Annotated in this window: 20 protein-coding genes; 6 read left to right on the forward strand and 14 right to left on the reverse strand. The window is 63.0% G+C overall.

Annotation, left to right across the window (positions count from 1 at the left end; translation table 11 throughout):
* The first annotated feature begins 38 nt into the window (after positions 1 to 38).
* On the forward strand, positions 39 to 1,691 hold the full coding sequence (locus tag IZU87_RS09115) for an ABC transporter substrate-binding protein (RefSeq protein WP_225348116.1): 1,653 nt from the start codon (positions 39 to 41) through the stop codon (positions 1,689 to 1,691).
* Positions 1,692 to 1,847: 156 nt separating this feature from the next.
* Here IZU87_RS09115 and gcvP read toward each other — a convergent pair whose 3' ends face one another.
* Together gcvP and gcvH are read right to left on the reverse strand one after the other, a co-directional pair.
* On the reverse strand, positions 1,848 to 4,742 hold the full coding sequence (gene gcvP, locus IZU87_RS09120) for an aminomethyl-transferring glycine dehydrogenase (RefSeq protein WP_213114311.1): 2,895 nt from the start codon (positions 4,740 to 4,742) through the stop codon (positions 1,848 to 1,850).
* 311 nt (positions 4,743 to 5,053) lie between these two features.
* Positions 5,054 to 5,446 (reverse strand): glycine cleavage system protein GcvH, encoded by a 393-nt coding sequence (gene gcvH / locus IZU87_RS09125; RefSeq protein WP_043334495.1) that lies wholly within the window; start codon positions 5,444 to 5,446, stop codon positions 5,054 to 5,056.
* Positions 5,447 to 6,341: 895 nt separating this feature from the next.
* On the opposite strand from gcvH, the gene IZU87_RS09130 reads away from it, so the two are divergent.
* A complete protein-coding gene (locus IZU87_RS09130) occupies positions 6,342 to 7,703 on the forward strand; it encodes an alanine/glycine:cation symporter family protein (RefSeq protein WP_225996440.1) in 1,362 nt (453 codons plus the stop codon).
* Positions 7,704 to 7,943: 240 nt separating this feature from the next.
* Positions 7,944 to 9,077, forward strand: a complete 1,134-nt coding sequence (gcvT, locus tag IZU87_RS09135) for a glycine cleavage system aminomethyltransferase GcvT (protein WP_192837929.1) — start codon at positions 7,944 to 7,946, stop codon at positions 9,075 to 9,077.
* A gap of 265 nt (positions 9,078 to 9,342) precedes the next feature.
* Here gcvT and IZU87_RS09140 read toward each other — a convergent pair whose 3' ends face one another.
* The 3 genes from IZU87_RS09140 to IZU87_RS09150 form a co-directional block, all read right to left on the reverse strand.
* A complete protein-coding gene (locus IZU87_RS09140; RefSeq protein WP_043334489.1) occupies positions 9,343 to 9,549 on the reverse strand; it encodes a cold-shock protein in 207 nt (68 codons plus the stop codon).
* 636 nt (positions 9,550 to 10,185) lie between these two features.
* A complete protein-coding gene (locus IZU87_RS09145) occupies positions 10,186 to 10,848 on the reverse strand; it encodes a 3-oxoacid CoA-transferase subunit B (RefSeq protein WP_043334487.1) in 663 nt (220 codons plus the stop codon).
* A 127-nt stretch (positions 10,849 to 10,975) separates the two neighbouring features.
* Complete coding sequence (locus IZU87_RS09150; RefSeq protein WP_043334485.1) at positions 10,976 to 11,677, reverse strand: CoA transferase subunit A; 702 nt, start codon at positions 11,675 to 11,677, stop codon at positions 10,976 to 10,978.
* A 384-nt stretch (positions 11,678 to 12,061) separates the two neighbouring features.
* Here IZU87_RS09150 and IZU87_RS09155 point away from each other — a divergent pair, with 384 nt between their 5' ends.
* The gene (locus tag IZU87_RS09155; RefSeq protein ID WP_213114312.1) at positions 12,062 to 12,958 is read left to right on the forward strand and encodes a LysR family transcriptional regulator; all 897 of its coding nucleotides are present in this window, start codon (positions 12,062 to 12,064) and stop codon (positions 12,956 to 12,958) included.
* A gap of 133 nt (positions 12,959 to 13,091) precedes the next feature.
* On the opposite strand, the gene IZU87_RS09160 is transcribed toward IZU87_RS09155, so the two are convergent.
* From IZU87_RS09160 to yihG, 5 genes are all read right to left on the reverse strand, one after another.
* A complete protein-coding gene (locus tag IZU87_RS09160; RefSeq protein ID WP_213114313.1) occupies positions 13,092 to 13,901 on the reverse strand; it encodes an alpha-ketoglutarate-dependent dioxygenase AlkB family protein in 810 nt (269 codons plus the stop codon).
* Positions 13,902 to 13,986: 85 nt separating this feature from the next.
* The gene (locus tag IZU87_RS09165) at positions 13,987 to 14,538 is read right to left on the reverse strand and encodes a phosphatase PAP2 family protein (RefSeq protein ID WP_043335024.1); all 552 of its coding nucleotides are present in this window, start codon (positions 14,536 to 14,538) and stop codon (positions 13,987 to 13,989) included.
* Complete coding sequence (locus IZU87_RS09170) at positions 14,510 to 15,667, reverse strand: glycosyltransferase family 4 protein (protein WP_213114314.1); 1,158 nt, start codon at positions 15,665 to 15,667, stop codon at positions 14,510 to 14,512. Before IZU87_RS09170 ends, IZU87_RS09165 begins: the two co-directional genes overlap by 29 nt.
* Positions 15,668 to 15,903: 236 nt before the next feature.
* The gene (locus IZU87_RS09175; protein WP_153635426.1) at positions 15,904 to 16,857 is read right to left on the reverse strand and encodes a LysM peptidoglycan-binding domain-containing protein; all 954 of its coding nucleotides are present in this window, start codon (positions 16,855 to 16,857) and stop codon (positions 15,904 to 15,906) included.
* Positions 16,847 to 17,749: a 1-acylglycerol-3-phosphate O-acyltransferase, YihG family gene (gene yihG / locus IZU87_RS09180; RefSeq protein ID WP_213114315.1), complete on the reverse strand. Its 903-nt coding sequence runs from the start codon at positions 17,747 to 17,749 to the stop codon at positions 16,847 to 16,849. The genes IZU87_RS09175 and yihG overlap by 11 nt, the downstream gene beginning before the upstream one ends.
* Before the next feature lie 271 nt (positions 17,750 to 18,020).
* On the opposite strand from yihG, the gene nhaD reads away from it, so the two are divergent.
* Entirely contained in the window at positions 18,021 to 19,310 is a 1,290-nt protein-coding gene (nhaD, locus tag IZU87_RS09185; RefSeq protein ID WP_213114316.1) for a sodium:proton antiporter NhaD, read from the forward strand.
* Positions 19,311 to 19,784: 474 nt separating this feature from the next.
* Here the strand turns inward: nhaD and IZU87_RS09190 are convergent, their stop codons facing one another.
* Positions 19,785 to 20,567 (reverse strand): VOC family protein, encoded by a 783-nt coding sequence (locus tag IZU87_RS09190; protein WP_213114317.1) that lies wholly within the window; start codon positions 20,565 to 20,567, stop codon positions 19,785 to 19,787.
* A 116-nt stretch (positions 20,568 to 20,683) separates the two neighbouring features.
* Here IZU87_RS09190 and IZU87_RS09195 point away from each other — a divergent pair, with 116 nt between their 5' ends.
* Positions 20,684 to 21,583, forward strand: a complete 900-nt coding sequence (locus IZU87_RS09195) for a DMT family transporter (RefSeq protein ID WP_213114318.1) — start codon at positions 20,684 to 20,686, stop codon at positions 21,581 to 21,583.
* A gap of 144 nt (positions 21,584 to 21,727) precedes the next feature.
* Here the strand turns inward: IZU87_RS09195 and IZU87_RS09200 are convergent, their stop codons facing one another.
* The 3 genes from IZU87_RS09200 to IZU87_RS09210 all read right to left on the reverse strand — a co-directional run bounded on the left by IZU87_RS09200 (position 21,728) and on the right by IZU87_RS09210 (position 25,196).
* Positions 21,728 to 23,485 (reverse strand): monovalent cation:proton antiporter-2 (CPA2) family protein, encoded by a 1,758-nt coding sequence (locus IZU87_RS09200; protein ID WP_107335164.1) that lies wholly within the window; start codon positions 23,483 to 23,485, stop codon positions 21,728 to 21,730.
* 214 nt (positions 23,486 to 23,699) lie between these two features.
* The gene (locus IZU87_RS09205; protein WP_043335038.1) at positions 23,700 to 23,966 is read right to left on the reverse strand and encodes a GrxA family glutaredoxin; all 267 of its coding nucleotides are present in this window, start codon (positions 23,964 to 23,966) and stop codon (positions 23,700 to 23,702) included.
* A 177-nt stretch (positions 23,967 to 24,143) separates the two neighbouring features.
* Positions 24,144 to 25,196, reverse strand: a complete 1,053-nt coding sequence (locus tag IZU87_RS09210) for a YeiH family protein (protein WP_249330509.1) — start codon at positions 25,194 to 25,196, stop codon at positions 24,144 to 24,146.
* Positions 25,197 to 25,393: the final 197 nt, after the last annotated feature.

Raw genomic sequence — 25,393 nt, forward strand, 5'->3', positions numbered from 1 at the left:
CCACGGCGGCGGGGCTCGCCGGCCTTTCCAGTCAGGCCATGGCCGATCAGTATCAGGATGCGGCAAGGAAGTGGATCGATCAGGAGTTCTCACCCTCCACGCTGAGCAAGGACGAGCAGATGTCCGAGCTCGAATGGTTCATCAAGGCCGCTGAACCGCTGCGCGGCATGGAAATCAAGGTGGCCTCGGAAACCCTGACCACCCATGAATACGAGTCCAAGGTGCTGGCCAAGGCCTTCAGCGAGATCACCGGCATCAAGCTGACCCACGACTTGATCCAGGAAGGCGACGTCATCGAGAAACTGCAGACCCAGATGCAGTCCGGGCGCAATATCTACGATGGCTACGTCAACGACTCCGACTTGATCGGCACGCATTTCCGCTATGGCAAGGTCGTGCCGATCAGCGACATGATGGAAGGCGACGGCAAGGCCTTTACCTCGCCGACGCTGGATCTGGACGACTTCATCGGGCTGGATTTCACCACCGGCCCGGATGACAAGCTCTATCAGCTGCCGGACCAGCAGTTCGCCAACCTCTACTGGTTCCGTGCCGACTGGTTCGAACGCGAAGATTTGAAGAAGCAGTTCAAGGACAAGTACGGCTACGAGCTGGGGGTGCCGGTCAACTGGTCAGCCTATGAGGACATCGCTGACTTCTTCACCAATGACGTCAAGGAAATCGACGGTGAGCGCGTCTACGGCCACATGGATTACGGCAAGAAGGACCCGTCACTCGGCTGGCGCTTCACCGATGCCTGGTTCTCCATGGCGGGTGCCGGCGACAAGGGCCTGCCCAACGGCCTGCCGGTGGATGAGTGGGGCATTCGTGTCGAGGAATGTCAGCCGGTGGGCTCCTCGGTGACACGTGGCGGCGCGGCCAACGGCCCGGCGGCCGTCTATGCCACCACCAAGTATGTCGACTGGCTGGGCAAGTACGCACCGCCGGAAGCCCAGGGCATGACCTTCTCCGAGTCAGGTCCGGTGCCGTCCCAGGGCAACATCGCCCAGCAGATCTTCTGGTACACCGCCTTTACCGCCGACATGACGCGGGATGGCCTGCCGGTGGTCAACGACGATGGCACCCCGAAGTGGCGCATGGCGCCGTCGCCGCATGGCCCGTACTGGGAAGAGGGCATGAAGCTTGGTTATCAGGACGTGGGCGCCTGGACCTTCTTCGATTCCACCCCGGAGAAGAACCGTCACGCGGCCTGGCTGTACGCGCAGTTCGTCACCGCCAAGACCGTCTCGCTCAAGAAGACCCTGGAAGGGCTGACGCCGATCCGCGAGTCGGATATCCAGTCCCAGGCGATGACCGATGCCGCGCCGAAGCTGGGCGGTCTGGTCGAGTTCTATCGCAGCCCGGCGCGGGTGCAGTGGTCGCCGACCGGCACCAACGTGCCGGATTACCCGAAGCTCGCCCAGCTGTGGTGGCAGTACATCTCCCAGGCCGCCAGTGGCGAAGCCACGCCGCAGGAAGCCCTCGATGGCCTGGCCAAGGCGCAGGACCGCATTCTCGAGCGTCTCGAGCGCGCCAAGGTGATGGACAACTGTGGGCCGAAGCTCAACGAGGAGCGTGATGCGGAGTACTGGTTCGCCCAGCCGGGTGCGCCGAAGGCCAAGCTGGACAACGAGAAGCCCAAGGGCGAGACCATCGCCTACGACGAGCTGCTCAAGAGCTGGAAGGAGTAATCGCGACTGGCGCGACAGTGCGCCATCGAGCAGTCTCCTGAAAGACAGCAGTAACGACAACGCCCCTGCCGGTTTCCCGACAGGGGCGTTTTTGTGCCAGAGCGATCAGCGCCAGTGTTTCATCACTGCCTCATTGCTGGCTCTTAATCGCGGCTTTCAATCACGGTAGAGATCGATGCTCGGGCAGGAGCAGATCAACTGACGATCGCCGTGCACGTTGTCGACCCGGTTGACCGCCGGCCATTGCTTGGCGGCCTTGACGTGCTCGCTGGGGAAGGCACCGATCTCGCGGGAGTAGCTGCGCGTCCACTCGGCGTCCATCAGGTCGGCCTGGGTGTGCGGCGCGTGCACCAGCGGGTTGTCTTCCAGTGTCCACTCGCCTTGCTCGACACGGGTGATCTCGGCGCGAATCGCGATCATCGCCTCACAGAAACGGTCGATCTCGTAGAGCGACTCGGACTCGGTGGGCTCGACCATCAGGGTGCCCGCCACCGGGAACGACATGGTCGGCGCGTGGAAGCCGTAGTCGATCAGACGCTTGGCGATGTCTTCCTCGCTGATGCCGGAGGCGGCCTTCAGCGGGCGGATATCGATGATGCACTCATGCGCCACGGTGCCGTTCTTGCCGCGATAGAGCACCGGATAGTGCCCATCGAGACGCATGGCGATGTAGTTGGCGTTGAGGATCGCAAGCTCGGTGGCCTCACGCAGCCCCTGCGCGCCCATCATCTTGATGTAGGCCCAGGAGATCGGCAGGATCGCCGCGGAACCGAAGGCAGCGGCCGAGACGGCAGTGCATTCCGGCTTCACGCCTTCCAGCGGGGTGACCACGTGGTTGGAGACGAACGGCGCCAGGTGGGCCTTGATGCCGATCGGGCCCATGCCCGGGCCGCCGCCACCGTGGGGAATGCAGAAGGTCTTGTGCAGGTTGAGGTGCGAGACATCGCCGCCGAAGTCACCCGGGCGGCAGATGCCGACCTGGGCGTTCATGTTGGCACCGTCGATATAGACCTGGCCGCCGTGATCGTGAACGACCTGACAGGCCTCGCGCACGGTTTCCTCGAACACGCCGTGGGTGGACGGGTAGGTGATCATGATCGCGGACAGCTTGTCGCTGTGCTGCTCGGCCTTGGCACGCAGGTCGGCGATGTCGATGTTGCCGTTGGCGTCGCACTCGACCACCACCACCTTCATGGCGGCCATCGCGGCCGAGGCCGGGTTGGTGCCGTGGGCGGAGCTGGGGATCAGGCAGATGTCGCGCGCGCCTTCGCCGATGGAGGCCTGGTAGCGACGGATCGCGACCAGCCCCGCGTATTCCCCCTGCGCGCCCGAGTTCGGCTGCATGGAGATGGCGTCGTAGCCGGTGATCTCGACCAGGAAAGCGGACAGCTCATCGATCATCTGCTTGTAGCCGACTACCTGATCCGACGGTGCGAAGGGGTGGACGTTGGCGAATTCGGGCCAGGTGACCGGGATCATCTCGGTGGTGGCGTTCAGCTTCATGGTGCAGCTGCCCAGCGGAATCATCGCGTGGGTCAGCGACAGGTCCTTGTTCTCCAGACGCTTCAGATAGCGCAGCATCTCGGTTTCCGAGTGGTAGCGGCTGAAGGTCGGATGGGTCAGGAAGTCGCTGTCACGCTGGCAGGCCGCCGGAATCGCGCTTGCGCCCTTGGCCAGCAGGTCCTGGTCCAGCGCGGCGACGGACAGGCCGTGCTCCTCGCCGAGCAGCACGTCGAACAGCACGCCGACGTCAGCGGCGGTGGTGGTCTCGTCGAGGTTGATGGTGATGCGGCCGTCGCCGTGGTGGCGCAGGTTGATCTCGTGGGTCAGCTCGCGACCGTGGATCTTGCCCTCATCCACGCCGGTCACGGTGATGGCGTCGAACCAGCTGTCGTGGGCCAGTGCCATGCCGCAACGGCTGACGCCCTCGGCGAGAATGCTGGTCAGGCGATGCACGCGGGTGGCGATGCGCTTGAGGCCCTCGGCACCGTGATAGACGGCGTAGAAGCCGGCGATGTTGGCCAGCAGTGCCTGGGCGGTACAGATGTTGGAGGTCGCCTTCTCGCGGCGGATGTGCTGCTCGCGGGTCTGCATCGCCATGCGCAGTGCCGGGTTGCCGCGTGAGTCCTTGGAGACGCCGATGATGCGGCCCGGGATGGAGCGCTTGAGCTTGTCGGTGGTGGCGAAGAAGGCCGCGTGCGGGCCGCCGAAGCCCATCGGCACGCCGAAGCGTTGGGAGGTACCGACGACGATGTCGGCACCGAGACTGCCCGGCGACTTGAGCAGCACCAGGCTCAGCAGGTCGGCGGCCACCACGCTCATCGCGCCATTGGCGCGCGCGGCGTCCAGCAGCGGCGCGAGGTCGCGCACCTGACCGGTGTTGCCCGGATACTGGAAGAGGGCGCCGAAGATATCGTGCTCGCCGACGTTCTCGGCGGCATCGATGATCAGCTCGAAGCCGAAGTAGTCGGCGCGGGTGCGCATGACGTCCAGGGTCTGCGGCAGCACGTCATCGGCGATGAAGAAGCGCTTGCTCTTGCTCTTCTTGTTGCCGCGCTGACACAGCGCCATGGCCTCGGCAGCGGCGGTGGCCTCGTCCAGCAGGCTGGCGTTGGCCAGCTCCATGCCGGTCAGGTCCATCACCGCCTGCTGGAAGTTGAGCAGCCCTTCGAGACGACCCTGGGCGATTTCCGGCTGATACGGCGTATAGGCGGTGTACCAGCCCGGATTTTCCAGCACGTTGCGCTGGATGACCGCCGGCAGGTGGGTGTTGTGGTAACCCTGGCCGATATAAGTCTTGAACACCTTGTTCTGACGCGCGAGGCGCTTCAGGTAGTCCAGTGCTTCGGATTCCGTGCGTGGCCCTTCGAGATCCAGCTCACGGCCCAGACGAATGGCGGTGGGCACCGTGCGGTCGATGAGCGTGGCGATGCTCTCTTCGCCCAGCGTCGCCAACATGCGCGTCACATTGGCATCGGTCGGCCCATTGTGGCGGGAGATGAAATCGTCGTGTCCGGCCAGCTGGGCCAGGGTAAGCGTCTCGTGAGCCATGCAAGAAATCCTGTGCTGCAACGGGGACTGCAGAGGGCAGTCCGCGGGAGGAACATCACCGTGCCAGCGAGGAAGCGGCGGGCAGGGCGTCGGGAATCATGGGGGCATCGACATCACTGCCGAGCATGCTGCAGTTGCTTCACTCCCCGCGCGACCTGCAAGGGCAGTCGCGTCAGGGGTGTCGTGCCATCGAAACGGGGTGGCGCAGTCACGAGGGTGGCCGTGCGCGAGTGCAGCTGTATGCGAGCGCGGAAAGGCGCTGAAACCTCCTGCCCTGAGCGTCTGCGGCATGGACAGGAGGTTGACGGCGATCAGGCTTCGCTTTCGACCAGCTGAGAATAGGCATCAGCGTCGAGCAGCTTGTCGAGTTCGGCGCTGTCAGCGACCTTCATCTTCAGAATCCAGGCATCGTCATAGGGGCTTTCGTTGACGGATTCCGGCGCGTCTTCGAGGCTCTCGTTGACGGCGATGACTTCACCGGCCAGCGGCGCGTACAGATCAGAGGCCGCCTTGACGGACTCGATGACCCCGAATTCTTCTTCCAGCGCCAGCTCACGGCCGACTTCCGGCAGTTCGACGAAGACGACATCGCCCAGCGCTTCCTGGGCGTGGTCGGTAATCCCGATGGTCACGGTGCCATCACCGTTGTCCTGAACCCACTCGTGACTCTCGGTGTACTTCAGCGTGGCGGGAATATTGCTCATGAGTGTTTTCCTATGTGAAAAGATTTTCTGATTCAGGGAATCGGTACGTCATTATGCCCCAAGGTCCCGGCGTGTGGCAGTGGCAGACTGCCGCGTGATGCTACGACTTTGGGCGTGTATTGCTGACGGCCGTACCTCTATCGTGGTCTGTCACTCTTCGGGCGTCCAGTGTCTTGCGTGGTTCACTCATGAAGCCCGCCATCACGGGCCTGCCTGGCCCATGGCTGTACATCGCTGGCCAGGCCGCCCGGCGCCTTGCCAGCGCGCCGTGACACCTCGTGAGAGGTTGAGTGCATTGCAGCAGCGCGGGAGATCGGTCGCGCCAGTGGGCGAGGATGTCCGGGTCACTGTTGCGAGGCGCTCAAACTCGCGTTATGGTGCCGACAGTTTCTTATCGGAAACTTGTTTCCATGTTGTGTCGTGAAGGCTCGGCTGTCAATGCCTGATGCGTTCAAGCAGAGCGAACTTTATGAGAGCGCATGAGAGCGCATGAGAGCGCTGGAGGTGCTGAGAGAGTCTTTACCTGAGCGTGACCGCGCCGGGCATGCGGCTCGACTTTTGGTTCGACATTCGGCTCGGTTTGTTGTGAGACGTTTTTCGCCAGTCTCGAGATCACCCGGCGCAGGATCTGCTGCCAGAAGACACGATGAGGCGATGAAACATGCGAGTTGGCGCAGTCTCATCGTACTTTTTACGCAATGATTGCCTCACCTGCCAGCGTAAAGCCCTGTTGGGCTAGTGAAGTGAGATAGCTTCCGCTAATGTGAGCTGTCCCAATGGTGAAAATGCCGTGGGAGGCTCGTCGCGGGTCGATCACCCGCCTGGGGATGGCACCGCCACGAGTCACTGCGCATCGTGTGATAACAACAATTCAGCGGAGGAAATCTGCGTGGAAATGATCAGTTCCGTCTTTAGTGCCATCAATGGCGTCGTCTGGGGCCCATTGATGCTGATCCTGTTGCTCGGGGTCGGCTTCTATCTTCAGGCAGGCCTCAAGGGCATGCCGCTTCGCAAGTTGGGTACCGGCTTCAAGCTGTTGTGGAATGGTCGTGCGCCGGGCAAGGATGGCGACGGCGAGATTTCTCCTTTCAATGCCCTGATGACGTCGCTGTCGGCGACCATCGGTACCGGTAACATCGCGGGCGTGGCAACCGCCATCGCGCTGGGTGGCCCGGGGGCGATCTTCTGGATGTGGATCACCGCGCTGGTCGGCATGGCGACCAAGTACGCCGAGGCCGTGTGTGCCGTGCGTTATCGTGAAGTCGATGACACCGGCAACCATGTCGGTGGCCCGATGTACTACATCCGCAACGGTCTGGGCGCCAAGTGGGGCTGGCTGGGCGGTGCCTTCGCCTTCTTCGGTTGCTTCGCGGCCTTCGGCATCGGCAACACCGTGCAGTCCAACTCGGTCGCGGATGCGCTGGAAACGTCCTTCGCCATTCCGCACTGGGTCTCCGGTGTGGTGATGATGGTGCTGGCCGGCGCCGTGATTCTCGGTGGCATCAAGCGTATCTCCAGCGTGGCCGGCAAGCTGGTGCCGTTCATGGCCATCGCCTACTTCCTGGCCGGCATCATCATCCTGGTGATCAACGCCGACCAGATCGGCCATGCCTTCGGTCTCATCTTCACCTATGCCTTCAATCCGGTCGCGGCTACCGGCGGCTTTGCCGGGGCAGCGGTGATGGCCGCCATCCGCTTCGGTGTGGCGCGCGGCATCTTCTCCAATGAAGCGGGCCTGGGCAGTGCGCCCATCGCCCACGCGGCGGCGCAGACCAAGAACCCGGTCCGTCAGGGGCTGGTCGCGATGCTGGGGACCTTCATCGACACCATCATCATCTGCACCATCACGGCGCTGGCGATCATCACTTCCGGCCTGTGGTCTTCCGGGGAAACCGGCGCGGCCCTGACCTCGATGTCCTTCGATCAGGCGCTGCCGGGCGTGGGCAACCACCTGGTGGCCATCGCGCTGGCGGTCTTCGCCTTCACCACCATTCTTGGCTGGTCCTTCTATGGTGAGAAGTGCTTCCAGTACCTGTTCGGCACGCGTGCCATCATGCTGTATCGCATCGTGTTCGTGATCGCGATTCCGCTGGGCGCGATGGCCAAGCTCGACCTGATCTGGCTGATGGCGGACACCTTCAATGCGCTGATGGCGATTCCGAACCTGATCGGTCTGGCGCTGCTGTCGCCGGTGGTCTTCAAGCTGACGCGTGATTATTTTGATGGCAAGGAAGTGCTGGCTGGCGAAGATCGCTGAACGACGCTGATGACTCGCCTGGCCCTACCGTGCCACTGACTGCCTTCTGCATCGCTCGGGTCACCTGACCTTGGCGGTGCAGGCGCAGGGCGCCCTGTTCAAGTCGGCAGTGCTCTTGAGAGCAGTGCCCATGCCGGCAGGGCTCCTGACAGCAGTGCCCATGACAACAAGCCTCCAGAGAGCGTGTGCCATTCGGGTGCCATCTCTGAGAGTCATCGCAAGCCAACCTGGAGAATGACGATGTCCGATTCCGCCGCAGTGACGGGTCTCAAGCAGACCGCCCTTCATGACCTGCATGTCGAGCAGGGGGCCAGGATGGTCGAGTTCGCCGGCTATTCCATGCCCGTGCAGTACCCGCTTGGCGTCAAGAAGGAGCATGAACACACGCGCGCCAAGGCAGGGCTGTTCGATGTCTCGCACATGGGGCAGTTGATCCTGCGTGGCGAGAATGTGCAGGCGGCGCTGGAGGCCTTGGTGCCGACGGATATCATCGACCTGCCGGTGGGCATGCAGCGCTATGGCCTGCTGACCTCCGACACTGGCGGTATCCTGGATGACCTGATGATCGTCAATGGCGGTGATCACCTCTACGTGGTGGTGAACGCTGCCTGCAAGGATCAGGACATCGCGCACCTGCGGGTCGGCCTGCCGATGGATATCGAGCTTGAGGTGCTGGATGATCGGGCGCTGCTCGCACTGCAGGGGCCGATGGCTCACGCGGTGATGCAGCGTCTGTCGCCCGAGGCCTGCGAGCTGACCTTCATGCATCATGCCCACGTCACCATCGAGGGCATCGAGTGTTGGGTCAGCCGCAGTGGCTATACCGGCGAGGATGGCTTCGAGATCTCCGTGCCCGATGCCGACGCAGAGCGTTTCGCGCGTCTGTTGCTGGCGATGGAGGAGGTGGAGTTCATCGGTCTTGGCGCGCGGGACTCGCTGCGTCTCGAGGCGGGGCTGTGCCTGTACGGTCACGATCTCGATACCACCACCTCACCGGTGGAAGGCAGCCTGATCTGGGCGTTGGGCAAGGTGCGTCGTCAGGGCGGCGAGCGTGAAGGCGGCTTCCCGGGGGCCGATGTCATCCTGACCCAGATCGCCAACAAGGATCACACCCGCAAGCGGGTGGGGCTGGTCGCCCAGGGGCGTGCGCCTATCCGCGAAGGGGCTGAGCTCTATGATGCCCAGGACAACCGTATCGGTGTGGTGACCTCCGGCAGCTTCGGGCCGACCTATGGCAAGCCGGTGGCGATGGGCTACGTGGGCATCGCTCACAGCGCACTCGAGACTGAAGTGTTTGCCGATGTGCGTGGCAAGCGCCTGCCGATGACGGTGACGAAGATGCCGTTCGTCGAGCAGCGCTACTATCGGGGGTAAGCGCACCGCGGCCAGGTGAGCCACAGTCAGGCTCGCTGCGAGGCGTGACGACCCGTCGCGGGTAGCAGCGCCTTGAAGAGATGCGAAAATGGAAGAGAAACGAAAAAGGGACTGCCCAGGCAGTCCCTTTTTTCATGTCTGGCACTCGGGCATGCGGAGGGATGCGATACCCCGCGGCGTGCGCGAACGCCAGACGCAGAAAAGCCCGCCGAAGCGGGCTTTTCTGTCGGAGGAGGGGTTAGCCTCTTCCAGCTAAAATCAAAGCTTAGTCGATCAGCTTGATGTTAGCGGCCTGGAGGCCTTTCTTGCCCTGGGTGACGTCGAAGGAGACCTTCTGACCGTCTTGCAGAGACTTGAAGCCTTCAGCCTGGATTTCGGAGAAGTGTGCGAACAGGTCGTCACCGTTGTCGTCCGGAGAAATGAAGCCGAAACCTTTGGTGTCGTTGAACCACTTGACTGTGCCAGTTGCCATGATCGTAATTCCTTACTGATGATATTGCCGGGAGTTACCCGATAAACGTGGGTAAAACAAGGAGGATATACACCAGGTACCGAAGTGCTTCGATCACGACTGACGATATTCGACTTGCTAACCAACGAGAGCAATACTGCGCTGCTCGGGCGGCAAGGTCAAATGAAATATCAAAAACTTATCCTTTTGCCTAATAATCGTGCGCAGAATTCGCCCGCAAAGCCGTGCCAATAGTGCTGAGAATTTCGCCACACCTAGGGCAGGGAGTCCGCTTGTTTTTTATCCCGTTATCTTGGTGTGAGCGATGACGTCTGTAGGAAAAAGACCATAGTGCGGCTTTGCTTGTATAGGGGGTTGAATGGCGCAAAGCCCCGTATGGCGGGCGATGGACACAAAAAAGCCGGCAGCGATGGCAGCGCTGCCGGCGGATGGCGTCGAAGCCATCAAGGCTCTCGGAGAGAGGATGTGATGCGCCCATCACATCATGAGAGATTTTCCTCAAAAGAGTCGGCAAAAATCCGTGGGATGCCGGGGCCGTGTTTTGCCACCCTCGAGCGCAATTGTTTCGTGTGTCAAAAGTGGCTCGAAGGTCAAAAGCGGCGCGAGGGTGGCCAGTGCCCGGGGGCAGAAGGTGCCTCAGGCATCCAGCTGCATTTCCGGCACGTGTTCCGGGACGACCAGCTTGCCTGCGGTCAGACGCTCGATTTCCTCGACGCTCACGCCTGGCGCGCGCTCCAACAGGTGGAAGGCACCATCCTTGATCTCGAGGAAGGCGAGGTCCGTCAGCACGCGACGGATGCAGCCGGCACCGGTCAGCGGCAGTTCGCACTGGCTGAGCAGCTTGGATTCGCCGTGCTTGGAGGCGTGGGTCATGGTGCAGATGATGTTCTCGGCACCGGCGACCAGGTCCATGGCGCCGCCCATGCCCTTGACCAGCTTGTTGGGGATCATCCAGCTGGCGATGTTGCCGTTCACGTCCACCTCGAAGGCGCCGAGCACCGTGAGATCGACGTGGCCGCCACGGATCATGGCGAAGGATTCGGCCGAATCGAAGATGGCGGCGCCATCGATGGCGGTCACGGTTTCCTTGCCGGCGTTGATCATGTCGGCGTCGACTTCGTCTTCATAGGGGTAGCGGCCCATGCCGAGCAGGCCATTTTCGGACTGCAGCATCACCTCGATACCGTCGGGGATATAGTTGGCCACCAGTGTCGGGATGCCGATCCCCAGATTGACGTAGGAGCCGTCCTGGATTTCCTGAGCCACTCGCTGGGCCATCTGTTCGCGTGTCAAAGCCATGATTGTTTCCTTGTCTTGGGTGCCATCAACCATGAGGCACTGTGCCGTGTCGTGAAGGCGGTCGAGAAAGTTCGCCGTGGGGGCTGTCGCCCTGATGGCGGCGATTCATGCCGGCGGAGCCCTGGGCTCAACGCGAGCGGACGGTGCGTTTCTCGATGCGCTTCTCGAAGTTGCCCTTGATGACGCGATCCACATAGATGCCGGGCGTGTGGATGTCGGCGGGGTCCAGTTCCCCCGGCTCGACCAGCTCTTCGACTTCGACCACGGTGATCTTGCCGGCGGTGGCGGCCAGCGGATTGAAGTTGCGCGCGGTATGGCGGTAGACGACGTTGCCGTAGCGGTCCGCCTTCCAGGCCTTGACGATGGCGAAGTCGCCCTTGATGGACTCTTCCAGAATGTAGGGGCGGCCATCGAACTCGCGCACTTCCTTGCCTTCGCCGATCGGTGTGCCGTAACCGGTGGCGGTGAAGAAGGCGGGGATACCGGCGCCGGCAGCACGCATCTTCTCGGCCAGCGTGCCCTGGGGAGTGAGGATCACTTCCAGATCGCCGTCGAGCAGCTGCTTCTCGAACAGCGCATTCTCGCCGACGTAGGAGGCAATCATGGTCTTGATCTGTCGGTCTTCCAGCAGGATGCCGAGCCCGAAGCCATCGACGCCGCAGTTGTTGGATACCACGGTGAGGTCCTTGGCGCCGAGGCGCTTGATCTCTGCAATCAGGTTCTCCGGGATACCGCACAGGCCGAAGCCACCGGCGATTACCGTCATGCCATCTTCGAGGCCTGCCATGGCCTCCGCGTAGCTGGTCACCACCTTGTTGAATCCTGCCATGCGAATCTCCTTGAGTATCCAAGCTGTTGTTGTCGGGATGTCTTCATCATTGCCGACAATCCTGAGTCTGTATATATTTAATAAGTTTGTTTTTTCTATCCATTGATCAGTTTTTGATAAGAATTGATTCGCTACTTATCGAGCCTGCTCGCAAGGAAAAAGCCGGCCAAACCCCATGCTGGCGCGGCTGACGCGGTAGCGGGGCGGAATGGCCTGAGCTGAGCGGTTAGTCATGTGAGAGCTTCGTGGCTGTCATCTATGACCAATGGCCTAGATGCCCTGCAAGCGCCTGACCTGCGAGCGACAGACGACGAACTGCGCCACATCACCTCTTGTGACATCTCTTGTGATATCTCTTGAAACAACCCCGGGACAGGACACGACATGACTCTGAAACAGCTGAAGGCCTTCGTGGCCGTGGCGCGCACGCTGTCCTTCGCCGAGGCGGGCACACTGGTACATCTCTCGCAGCCGGCCCTGTCGTTGGCGGTCAAGAATCTGGAGGAGTCGCTGGGCGGGCGCCTGTTTCAGCGCTCGACCCGACAGGTCAGCCTGACGCCGGAAGGGCGCGCCTTCTTCCCGCTGGCCAGGCGTCTGCTGTCGGACTGGGAGCATGCCGAGGATGAGATGCGCCAGCGCTTCAGTCTCGGGCGCGGTCGGGTGGCCCTGGCCGCGATGCCGACCTTCGCCGGCAATCTGCTCCCCGGGGTACTGGCCGATTTTCGCCGCCAATATCCGGAGATCACCATCGAAGTGAATGACGTCATCGCCGAAGAGGTGGTCGAGCTGGTCACCGATGGTCGTGTCGAGCTGGGGATCTGCTTCGACCCCGGCGTGCGCCAGGACCTGGTGTTCGAGCTTCTGTTCGAGGACCGCTATGTGGCGATCATTCCCCCCGGCCATGCCTTGCTGGCAGAGGCGCCGACCTCCATCGCGTGGTCACTACTGCTCAAGGAAGACTTCATCACGCTGCAGCGGCCCTCGGGGGTGCGTCGCATGCTTGAGAAACGCCTTGAGGATGCGGGCATGGCGCTGCATGTCGCCTTCGAGACCCACCAGCTGGTCACCTGTGGGCGCATGGTGGCGGAAGGCCTGGGCGTCAGCGCGGTGCCGGCGATGAGCGTGGCGCAGATGAGTGCGCTGGGCTGTCAGTGCCTGCCGCTGACAGGCCCCGAGATTCAGCAGCGGGTCGGGGTGATCCGTCGCGGCCGTCATGAGCTGTCGGTGGCGGTACAGGCGATGCTGGAGACCCTGCGCGCGCGTTACCCGTCGGTGGATTGACCCCGGGGCGCAGTGACGCTGGAAGGGACAACAAAAAGGGACGATAAAGCAGGCGTTAGAGCAGGAAGTGAGCAGGAAGTGAGCAGGAAGAAGGCAAGAGGAGAGCGAGCAGAGAGCAACAAGAAAGATGACCTCAGCGCGAGGGCGTCAGCAGCTGGCGATAGGTCAGGCTGATGCGCAGCCCCTCGAGCTTGCGCGGCGGCAGCGCATGATGGAGGCGGTCCTGACAGCCACGGCCCATCACCAGCAGCGAGCCGTGCGGCAGCCACAGATTGAACGCCGGCGTGTCGGCATAGGGGCTGCGCGGATGGCCCTTGAAGCGCAGGGGGCGTTCTCGTCCCAGCGAGATGGCGAGCACGATCGGGCGAGTGCCCAGTTCCTGCTCGTTGTCGCTGTGCCAGCCCATGCGGTCGGCACCATCGGCGTAGCGATTGGCCAGCAGGCTGTTGAAATGCTCCGGGATCACGGGCTCGCTGCGTTCCAGGTCATCGCGTTGCGGGCTGAGCTCGTGATTGATGGCATGACGCGACAGCTCGCCCAGCTGCCAGGCGGTCATGTGCCAGGGGTTGGGTTCGAACAGGCTGCCGGAGTAGCGATAGCGGGCGCCGACATCGCCCATCCACACCTGGCGGCGTGGAATCGGATGCGTCTTGCCATGCACGCTCAGGCTGGGGCGCTGCCAGTCGAGATCGCCCTCCAGCGTGACGAGGGCCTGATCGGCCTGCAGCGGCGTCAGGGCGCGCGGCTTGAGATACAGCGGGTGCAGGGGGTGGCGGTACCAGCCGTGCGCGAGGGTGAGCCAGTCATCTGGCAGCTCGCGCGGGCGAGCTGCCAGGGCCGAGCCATCCGCCGCCGTCTGGCGCGCAGCTCCATCAGTCGCGGACGTCGAATCAGAGGTCGAGAGGGCGGCGAAGAGATCATCGCCAGCAGAAGGAGTCGTCATGCGGCGAGAGTGCCAGAGCCGCGTCAGGTTGGGCAAGTGGCTCTCGATTCGCGCCGACCCCGGGCTGACGCATGCCTCGCGAGCATCAGGTCGTCAGCAGCGCCTCGAAGGTCAGGATGGCCACCTCGGCAAGGCCCAGCCCCAGCAGCGCGCCGGCCAGCACATCACTGACGTAATGCAGGCCGAGGATCACCCGGGAAAGCGCGATCAGCAGCGCCAGCGGCGTGACGAGGATGGCAAGCTCCGGCAGCTGTTGAGCGGTCAGGCTGGCGAAGAGGGCAGCATGCAGGGTGTGACCGCTGGGAAAGCTGTAGCGGTCCAGCGGCGGCATGGTGCAGTTGATGGTATTGAAGGTGATGAACGGGCGTTCCCGACATAGCCGCGTCTTGAGCGCGCGGTAGAGCAGCGCCCCGGCGCCGGCCGCCAGGCCGAATTCCAGAAACAGCCAGCCGCCCATGGCATGGTGCAGCGGCAGGCTCAGCGTCAGCAGCGCCCACACCGGCCAGTCGCCCAGGCGCGAGACGATACGAAACAGGGTGAGTATCGGCCGGAACAGCGCCAGGCGCGCGACCTGGCGGCACAGGCGCCACTCCAGAAGGTCTAGTCGCTCAAAGACGGGAAGGCTGCGATCGTGCATCGGGCTTCTCCTCGGCGTGACGCAGGCAGGTCAGAAAGCCCTCGGCGATGCGGCTCCAGCCCAATGGTTCGACGCGCACGCGGGCGGCACGTCCCAGTCTGGCGATGCGGGCCGGCCGCTGGCAGGCCTCCACCGCCTGTTCGATGAAGCGCTCCGGCTGGCTGCAGGGCGCCAGCAGGCCCTGGTGATCGTCGCGGATCACCTCGGCGGCCGCCGCGTAATCGAAGGCGATCACGGCCAGTCCGCTGGCCATGGCTTCCAGCACCACATTGCCGAAGGTCTCCGACAGTGACGGGAAGACGAACAGGTCGGCACTGGCGTAATGGGCGGCCAGCGCCTCACCGGTCTGGAAGCCGGCGAAGATCGCCTCGGGCAGGCGCTGTTCCAGGCGCTCGCGCAGCGGGCCGTCTCCCACCAGCACCAGGGCGAGGTCCGGTTGCACGGCCAGCATGGCCTCATAGGTGCGGATCAGCAGCTCGATGTTCTTCTCGGCGGCCAGGCGCCCGACGTGCAGCGCGACGGGTTGCTGTGAGCTGACGCCCCATGACTTGCGCAATGCTTCGCTGCGATGACTGGGCGAGAAGCGCTCGCAATCCAGGCCGCGTCCCACCACCTGCACATGCTCGAAGCCTTGTTGCATCAGGCTGTCTGCCTGGGTGCGGGTCGGTACCAGCGTCATGTTGGCGGCGTTGTGGAAGCGGCGCAGGCCGCGCCGTACCAGCGGGCGTAGCGCCTTGAGCCGGTAGTGGGTGCTGTATTGATCGAAATTGGTATGAAAGCCCGCGACCACCGGCAGGCCCAGGCGGCGGGCGACCATCAGCGCGCTGATGCCCAGCGGGCCTTCGGTGGCGATATAGACGACGGAGGGGCGATGCTCGCGCCACATGCGCATCAGGCGCTGCGGTGCCGGCACGCCGACCTGCACGGTGTCATATCCGGGCAGGCGGAAGCCGCGTACCTGAAGCTCCTGCTGGACACGCGGCTCCAGGCTGCCATCTCGGGTGGTGGGACGAATGAGTTGGAGCTCACAGCCGCGTGCGATGAGTTGATCGCACAGATGACTCAAGGTATGAGCCACGCCATTGATCTCCGGATGCCAGGTTTCACTGACGAAGGCAATGCGCTCCATGACGTCTCCCTAGATGACTATTGTGGTCATTATCGAGAGAGGGAGTGACGGCGGCATAACAAGCAGGTGACGAAGCGATGACACACCCCCAACCCCTCACAACTCAGAGGTATGAGGGTTGTCTCATGAATCGTCAAGCAAGGACGACAGTCACCGGCGTGGCACCGGCGCTGTCGTCATCTGGCGGGGATTGGAGGTGGCGCCATGTCGGGCTGGCGCCGTGAAGCAACGCTGGTTCAGCGCTTCTCGAGAATCTCGCGCGGGTCGATCGGCTTGCCGCCGTGGCGCACGTCGAACAGCAATTCATGCTGACCGTTGTTGCCGCGTGCGACGCGACAAAGCGGCGTGCCCGGAGTGACCTGCTGACCCACCTTGACCAGAATCTCGCCGCACTGGGCCAGCACGCTCTGCAGGTTGCCGGAGTGGTGCAGGATGACCACGTTGCCCAGTTGGCGCATGGAGTCGGCGAAGCGCACTTCGCCCCGCGCCGGTGCACTGGCGATGCCGCTGGCGGCGGTACGAATCTGCATGGGTGCCAGCTGGCCATTGCCGTTGGTGCCGAATTCACGCGTCACGCTGCCGGCGGCAGGCCAGCGCCATGACTGGCCCGGCTTCTGCAGCGGGCCGGGGTCCGGGCGGGCGACCAGGCTGCCACCGCTGGCACGCGCGGCCGGGGCGCTGCGGCTCGGGCCACCGTTGAGCGGCACCGAGATCAGCATGCCGACATCGAGATCATTGGGGTCCTTGCCGGGGTTGGCGGCCTGAATGCGCTGCGGGCTGGCACCGAAATAGCGACCGACCTTGGAGTAGGTATCGCCGGGGCGCAGCTGATAGCGATACGGGCCGCCGGAGGGCGCTCGCTCACGCGCGGTGGGCACCAGGATGCGCTGACCGACCTTGAGGTCACGAATCTTGACGCCCGGATTGAAGCGCGTGAGGCGCAGCAGGGGAATGTCGGCATCGCGTGCGATCTGCCCCAGGGTATCGCCCTTCTGGATGGTGACCCACTGGCCGGCCGGCGAGCCGGAGTAGCTGCCGGTCGCGCAGCCGCTCAGCCACAGGCCGAGGCAGATCAGCGCCAGCCAGCGCAGCGCGAGGCCGGCCCGCTGCAGAAGTGGACGGTTCACGTCAGGTTCGGCCTGCGCTCGTGCCGAGAAGTCCGCGGCATTCAGGCCGTATTCAGTGTTCATCAATGTCATTCCCTGCACGTGACAGTCGGGCATCCTTGTCCTTCCAGACCTGATTGAGCCATTGCTGGAAGCGCTCGCGATAGGCGGCGTCCGCATGATAGTTGCCGTCCAGCATCCAGGGCTCCAAGGGCCGCTGAGTGATGACGAGCGTGATGTCGCCCCCGTGGCCGCACAGGAACTGCCAGAAACTGGCATCGGCATGTCGGTAATCGAGGGTGGCATCCAGAATACCGGAAAGTCGATCTCCAAGCGTGTTGATCACCTGGGCACTGCCGCCGGCACGCGGCCTGAGCAGGTGCTGGAAAGGGCTCTGCTGCTGGTTGTGCTTGGCGGGCGTGAAGCGAGTGCCTTCCACGAAGTTGAAGATCGCCATCGGCGCCTGGCGTGAGCGCTCGCACATGCGTCGCGTCGCTTCGCGATCACGCTCGGCGAGCCGCGGATTGCTGGCCAGTTTCTGCTGGCTGTAACGGCGCATGAACGGGAACTCCAGTGCCCACCAGGCAAGGCCGATCACCGGCACCCAGATGAGCTCCTGCTTGAGGAAGAACTTGGGCATCGGCGTGCGACGGTGCAGGGCGTACTGGAGAACGAAGATGTCAGTCCAGCTGCGGTGATTGGCGATCACCAGCCACCAGCGACGTCGGGCAGACCCCTCGCGCAGCGATGGCGGCACGTGGATGTCCCAGCGCGGGCGCAGCACATGGCGAATCCACAGGTTGTTGGTGCCGATCCAGCCCATGGCGAGGCGGTTGAGCCCCTCCAGCATGTGCAACTGCAGGCGGCGCGATGGCGTGATCAGCTTGAGTGCGGCCAGCAGGTAAAGCGGCAGCGCCCAGCACAGGGTATTGATGATCAGAAAGACAAGGCTGATGACACCTCTGATACTCGACATGCATGACTCCTTCATCAGGTGGCGCCATCGTAATTCACCCAAGAGTGGATGCCCACCCCGCTTGCGTGGGGGATGGCAACCCTGCGTTGCACGAAGCGAACGCCCCTCAGGTCGAATGGCGGGGCGCACGCAGCTGTGATGAGATGCATCGCCGGTCGTGTGACGGGTCGGTGCAAGGGAAAGGTCGTGGCAGGGCTCACGCTGAAGTCACGCCGGGTACCGTCAATCATCGCCGCCGCTGCGCGGCGATATCTCAGGGAGTGAGAGTGTCATGTGGTTGCAGGGACTGTTGATCGGGCTGGCGCTGGCCGCCTTCGTGTTGATTGCCATCGAGGATGTGATCCATCTCAACAAGGCCAAGACGACCTTGTTGCTGGGCACCTTCAGCTGGTTGCTGCTGTTCATCTTCGGCCCCGCGGCCCTGGCGGTGGATGATGTCCCCGAGGCCTTGAACGAGAACTTGCTCGAGATCGCCACCTTGTGGCTGTTTCTGATGGCGGCGATGACCTTCGTGGCCTTCCTCAATGCCAAGGGGCTGATCGCCAACCTGATCTACCGCCTGCTGCCGAAGCGCATCGGGGAGCGCGGCCTGCTGTATCTGACGGGGCTCTTTGCCTTCGCCTTTTCATCGCTGGCTGACAACATCACCGCGACGCTGGTATCGCTGACCCTGGTGCTGTCGCTGGGCCTGGCGCCGAAGAAGACGCTGCGCTTTGCGGTGCTGGCGGTATTCGCCGTCAACTCCGGCGGCGTGGCGCTGATCACCGGGGACGTGACCACGCTGATGATCTTCCTGGCGGGCAAGGTGCGCATCAGCGAGCTGATGCTGCTGGCGCTGCCGTCCTTCCTCAGCGTGATGCTGCTGGCGACGTTACTGCTGCCCGGGCTGGGAGGCGAGGTGAATCTGGTGCGCGAGCCGCGCGAGACCCGGCGTCTTGATCGTCTGGTCGCTTGGCTGTTTCTGGCCACCATCCTGTCGACCCTCGGGCTCAACGTGCTGTTTGGCGTGCCGCCGCTGCTGACCTTCCTGTTCGGGATGTCGTTGATGTTCCTGCTCGGGCATGTCGCCGAACGGCGCAGCGACAGCGAAGAGCGCCGCATACTTGATTACATTCGTATTATCGAATTCGATACATTGCTATTCTTCCTCGGCATCCTGCTGATGGTCGGGGCGCTCAAGGAAGCTCGTCTGCTGGAAGGCCTGGCACAGCTCTATGCCCTGATGCCGGCGATGCAGGCCAATTATCTGGTCGGGCTGCTCTCGGCGCTGGTGGACAACGTGCCGCTGACCGCCGCAGTGCTCAAGGCGGATGTCAGCATGAACGATGCGGAGTGGCTGGCGCTGACCTATGCCGCAGGCGTGGGTGGCTCGCTGCTGGTGATTGGCTCCGCCGCCGGGGTGATCGCGCTTTCCAAGGTGCGCGAGGTGAGCTTCATGAGTTATCTGCGCTTCTTCCCGGCGTTGTTGCTGGCCTACAGCGTGGGCTATCTGGGGGCATACTGGCTGGGCGGGCAGATCACGAACACGCCAGTGACATTGGCGCTGTCGTCTCTAGGCTGATATGGAGGGTTGCTGGGTGTGTTCACTACGGCCACAGCCGCTGCCACAGTGGCCGCCTGACCCACTGTCTGATGCACTGCCAGATGCGTGGTCGGAAGGGGAATTGGCGCTGTTTGCGGTCGACTGATCAATTTTTGATCAATCTGTCTGCGTTCGCCTGATCTCGATGGCGATACCTAGATGTACAGAGATTCTTCACAGCTTTTTCCACAGCTTCTGTTGATAACCTGTCTGCGACGTTAGGTTTAGAGGCTCAGACACAAGGCGCAGGCATGGCGGGGGAAAGCGGCGGGGGAAAGCGGCGAGTCGTGCAGTGATGACATCATGGGGTGATGCCATGAAGAGTGATGGCAAGAGAGGGTGTGAAGGGTATGGCATGACAGGTCATGTCACCCTCTGAACACAAGAGCCCCCTACGCATGCGCAGGGGGCTGAATGCGACTCATCTCATTGCGCAGTGCTGTCAAGAAGTTGTTACGCGCTGAGCTGGCACAGCGTATGTTCCGGCAGCAGTTGTTCTGCGGGACGCTGCTTTCCTTCTTGCTGAGTCGTCACCGGTGCCGTCGCCAGCAGGGCGATGCCACCCAGCACCACCATATGCTCGTCACCATCCGCGAACACCATGCGCTGGGCGTGGGCCGGGTAGTAGTGATATTGCAGCTTGGGATTGATGGGCAGTACCGCATGATGGCGCCCGGTCTGCGGTGCCATGCCGTAGGCCAGCATGCCCTCGCAGACCGCTTCCAGCGTTTCGCCAAGCTCTTCGGCATTGAAGCCGACATGGTGCAGGCGCGGCCCCATCACGGAGAGCCAGGCAGCCAGCGGGTTGGCCTCGAGCAGGCGCTCGAAGGTCGGCCAGTCCGGCATGTCCCACGGACGGCAGGGCGCGAGCAGGTTCTGTCCCTTGCAGTCATCACGATGACTCTGACTGATCAGGCGCTTGAGCAGGTCGCGGTGTATCGGCGGCAGGCTGTTGGCCTGCAGTTCCGCCAGCATGACGGCAGCGCCACCATCCGGGGGAAGCAGCAGATCGACCAGCAGGCCGCGGTCGGCCATGGCGTACTGTTTCACGCGGCGATAGCCCTGGTGATACAGGCTGGGTAACAGTTTCTCGCTTCTGAAAGGCCCCTGATTCAGCGTCAGGAACATCAGATATTCAGGGTTGATACTGTCTGGCCAGATATCCAGCGCCCCGATGTCGGGATGGCGATGGACGAAGTCCAGCCATAGCTGCTGTTGGAATTCCTTGCGTTGCATGATGCCTCCTTGGACGGCCCCTATGACCTCAGTGCTGGAGCGATTATAGGTAGTCGTGCAAAGGGGTATTCAACGCCATTATCCGTTTTTTCGCGTTTCTTGATCGGAGAGTAAAAATGCCAGTGCTGGTGGCGTATTGCGTGGTTCTCATGGTGTGGTCGACGACACCGCTGGCCATCTCGTGGAGCGCCTCGGGCTGGCTGCCTGCCTGGTCGGCGATGGGCAGAATGTTAATTGCCGCATGCCTCGGTTACCCATTGTTACGCATGATGGGGCTGAAAATGGACCTTTCGCGTGGGGCACTGCGCAGCTACTCGGCAGCCGCTCTGGGTATCTGGGGTGGCATGTACTTCGCCTACCTCTCTGCGGCCTGGTTACCAAGCGGTATCATGTCGTTACTGTTTGGACTGGCACCTTTGCTATCAGGGCTTTATGCACGCTGGTGGTTGAAAAGTGCTCCACTTGACAAGTTGCAGTGGATGGGGTTTGCGTTGGCATTGAGTGGACTGGCCGTCGCGGTCTCGGATTCCCTGGCGTTGCCGCCTGGCAGCTGGAAGGGAGTGCTGACCATGCTGCTGGCCGTCAATTGCTTCGCGGCCTCGGGGGTACTGGTGCAGCGCGAGCGGGCAGGACTGCATCCGCTGGTGCAGACGGAGGGTGCGCTGCTGGTCTCTCTGCCGCTCTATCTGGTGTGTGCGCTGATCGTCGATGGCGTGCCGCAGGCCCTGCCGGAGGGGCGCCCGATGGCGGCCATCCTCTACCTTGGCATCTTCGGCTCGCTGATCGGCTACCTGTGCTACTACTTCGTGCTGTCACGCCTGTCGGCCAGCACGGTGGCGCTGGCGACCTTGATCACCCCCATCTTCGCCATGAGCCTGGGCGCGGTGCTCAATGATGAGCTGGTCTCCAGCCGCGTGCTCGCCGGGGCCTTGCTGATCGTGATCGGGCTGTGCGCCTATCTGTTCGGCCCGCAGTGGCGGGCGCGCCTGACGTCCCGCCGCCTGTCGCAGGGCTGAGCAGGGCTCGGGCCGCTCGCCTTTCGAGGAAGCGGGTCTGCACGCAAGGTGTTGCCGAGTGCCCCAACGACAAGGGCCGCCCCTGCCGGGGCGGCCCTTGTGTCTTTTCAGGCGCCACGGAGCGCTCTGGCGAGTCGTGCGACGTCAGTCCTGATTGTTCTGGAACAGACGCTTGAGCTCTACCATGGCGGCCTGCTCGCTGTTGACGAGTGCTTTCTGGTCGTGACGGTGCTCGTAGTTCTGCTTGAGCATGTTGTCATCCATTTCCCGGAACGCACGCGCCACTTCCGCCGCGCGAGCACTGGGGTAGCCCATCGCCACCAACAATTCTCCGCCCATCTCCAGGCTGCTGGCATAGGTGTCACGAATCACGTGCTCCACGCCCAGTTCCATCAGCTCCCAGGCGTGGTGGCGGTTACGGGCACGCACGAACAGCTTCAGGTGCGGGAATTGATGGCGCACCATGCGCACGATGCCTGTCGAGGTCTCGGCATCATCGACCGCCACCAGCATGATCCTGGCCTGCTCGGCACCCGCTGCCCGCAGCAATTCGGCGCGGCTGGCATCGGCGTAGAAGATGCGCGACCCGAACTGACGCACGAACTCGACCTGGGTGATATTGGGGTCAAGCGCGGTGAAGTTGATGCCCTGGCTCTTGAGCATGCGCGCGCTGATCTGGCCGAAGCGGCCAAAGCCGGCGATCACCACCTGCGGCGTCTCCTCACCGAAGTCCTCATCATAGGGACGCTTGGCTTCGCTGGTGGCGCCGAGGTGGCGGGCATAGCGATAGAGGAAGGGCGTGGCAGCCATCGACAGGGTCACCGCACTGATCACCAGGCTGGTGAGGGTCTGATCGAAGATGCCGGCGGCCATGCCGGCGGTCAACAGCACGAAGTCGAACTCACCACCCTGTGACAGGACCGCGGCCAGCGGCAGGGCCTCGGCCATCTTGAGGCGTGCGACGCGTCCGACCAGCGTGATGACGATGACCTTGCCGAACATCAGCGCCAGCGTCAGCGCCAGCACGGTCAGCGGACGCTCCATCACCAGCGACACGTCGACCGACATGCCCACGGCCATGAAGAACAGCCCCAGCAGCAGCCCCTTGAAGGGCTCGATGTTGGCTTCCAGCTCATGGCGGTAGACGGTATCGGCCAGCAACACCCCGGCCAGGAAGGCGCCCAGGGCCATGGACAGGCCCACCCACTCCATCAGCAGCGCCGTACTGATCACCACGAACAAGGCCGCGGCGGTGAAGATCTCGTGGATCTCGCTGCGCGCGACCATCTTGAGCAGGCGCGGCACGACAAGGCGGCCGACGATGATGACCGCCGCGATCATGCCGATGCCCTTGGCGATGCCGATCCAGTTGGTGCCGGTGGAGGCATCGAAGTTGTCAGCGAACAGCGGCATCAGGGCCAGCAGCGGGATCACCGCCAGGTCCTGGAACAGCAGGATGGCGAAGGTCGACTGGCCGTGCGGCGTCGCCAGCTGCTGATTCTCGCTCAATACCTGCAGCGCGAAGGCGGTCGAGGACAGCGCCAGAATCAGGCCCAGCAACACGGCGGCGGGCAATTCCAGCCCCAGCCACAGGCCGACAGGGGTGAGCAGGGCGCCGCACAGCAGCATCTGGGCGCTGCCCAGGCCCGCAAGCTTGAGGCGCATGTCCCACAGGCGCTTGGGTTCCAGTTCCAGTCCGATCATGAACAGCAGCATGACGACCCCGAATTCGGCGAAGTGCAGCACTTCGCCAGGCTCCGAGATGAAGCCGATCAACGACGGACCCAGCAGTACCCCGATGGCCAGATAGCCCAGGATGGAGCCGAGGCCCAGACGCTGGAAAAGTGGCACGGCAACCACCGCGCACCCCAGCAGCACGGCGCCTTCCATCAACATGTTCATGTGCGTGTCCTTGTGCATACACGGGCGGAGAAGGCAGCGATTGTCGCTGGCCCCTCCTTTTGTCGCAAGCGGCAAGGTGCGCAAGACGCGACCTTGCGCACAGCGTTGTGGTGCGAGTAAGTGTCGTGACCAGGGGTGGGAGGCGGTGATGCAGGCACAAAAAAGCCCCCGCCAATGGCGAGGGCTTCAGCAGTGAAGCGGCTGATGGCGGCGATCAGGCCTGCGGCATCAGAGCTTCGTCCTGCACGTACTGGTTGAACTCGGTGAAGCCACCGATGTGGGTCTGATCGACGAAGATCTGCGGCACGGTCTCGACCGGCTTGCCGATGGTCTTTTCCATGTCGGCCTTGCTGATGCCTTCGGCATGGATGTCGATGTAGCGGAAGTCGAAATCATCGCGCTTGGCGGTGAGCTCTTCCGCGAGGTCCTTGGCGCGGACACAGAAAGGGCAACCCGGACGACCGAAAATGACTGCAAGCATGAGACTCTCCTAAGGTTCGTGACTCTCGTTCAGCCCGTAATGGGTGGGCCGAGAAAATGGCGCCGGCACTGCCGGTGAGTAATCGATGACCGCCATTGTGCTTGAGCCTGCCCGGGTTTGCCAATTGAGCCGTACTACCAAAGTCATTGTGGCAATCAATCACTGCCGTGCTGTGGACTAGCCCATCAGCAGCAGGTTGGCGCCAAAGCCACCGACGATCAACAGCGTGAACAGGATCAGCGCGAGCAGGAAAGGCTTCATGCCCAGTGAGCGCAGACGATCGATGCGAGTCTCGACGCCCAGGCCCGCCATGGCCATGGTCAGTGCCACGCTGCCGAGAGTAGAGAGGCTTGAGTGCACTGCCGCCGGGATCGCGCCGGTGCTGTTGATGCCAGCCATTGCGATGAACCCCAGCGCGAACCATGGAATCGTCATGCTGCCGCCGGTTTCGCGGTCATCGCCCTCGGCGCGGGCACGCATGGCCCACAGCTTCGGCAACAGCAGCAGGAAGGGTACCAGCATCATCACGCGCATCAACTTGACGATCAGCGCATTGGCCAAGGCGTCCGGGCCGACCGCTTCACCGGCGGCCACGACCTGAGCGACCTCGTGGATGGTGGAACCGATATAGATGCCGAACAGGCCTTCATGCATGCCGCTCAGCGGGTAGAGCAGCGGGTAGACCAGCATCGCCAGCGAGCCGAACAGCACCACCGTGGCGACGGCCATGGCGGTGGCCGCCGGGCGTGCCTTGATCATCGATTCGGTCGCCAGTACCGCCGCGGCGCCACAGATGGCGGAACCGGCACTGGTCAGCAGTGCGGTGTCGCGGTCCAGCCCCAGCCAGCGCGTGCCGATGTAGTAGCCGCTGCTCAGCACCGCGGTGATCACCAGCACATCGAGGAAGACGACGCTCCAGCCCAGGCCGAGAATCTGCTGCAGGGTGATGGAGAGGCCGAACAGGATGATGCCGAGACGCAGCAGCTTCTTGGTCGCGATATGCAGCCCCGGGGAGAGCGCCGCGGCGTGACGGCTGGTGATCGGCAGGTTGCCGACCACGATACCGCACAGCAGGGCGAAGACCAGCGGGCTGATGCCGGTGGAGGCCAGCGCCGGAATGGAATGCAGTGCCAGTCCCACCAGGGTCAGGCCGCCACACAGGGCGAGGCCCGGCAACATGCGGCGCAAGCGCTCGGCAGTGGCGGGGGGAGTCAGGGTCTGTGCGTCCATGAGTATTCTCCTTGAGGAAAGTGGCCTATCCCGTGCGGAACATGGCCTGTCTTGTTATGGGTCGTGCGCTGGCGTGGGGTGCACGGCTGTCATCGGCAAGGGCGCTTGAGTCTGCGTCGCTTGCTTAGTGTCTCTGGTTTGATGATTAGTCTATTCGGGAATATTATTCGGCAGTTAGTCGATTATTCTTTTATTAC

The sequence above is a fragment of the Cobetia sp. MC34 genome (assembly GCF_018340035.1).
GTDB lineage: Bacteria > Pseudomonadota > Gammaproteobacteria > Pseudomonadales > Halomonadaceae > Cobetia > Cobetia amphilecti.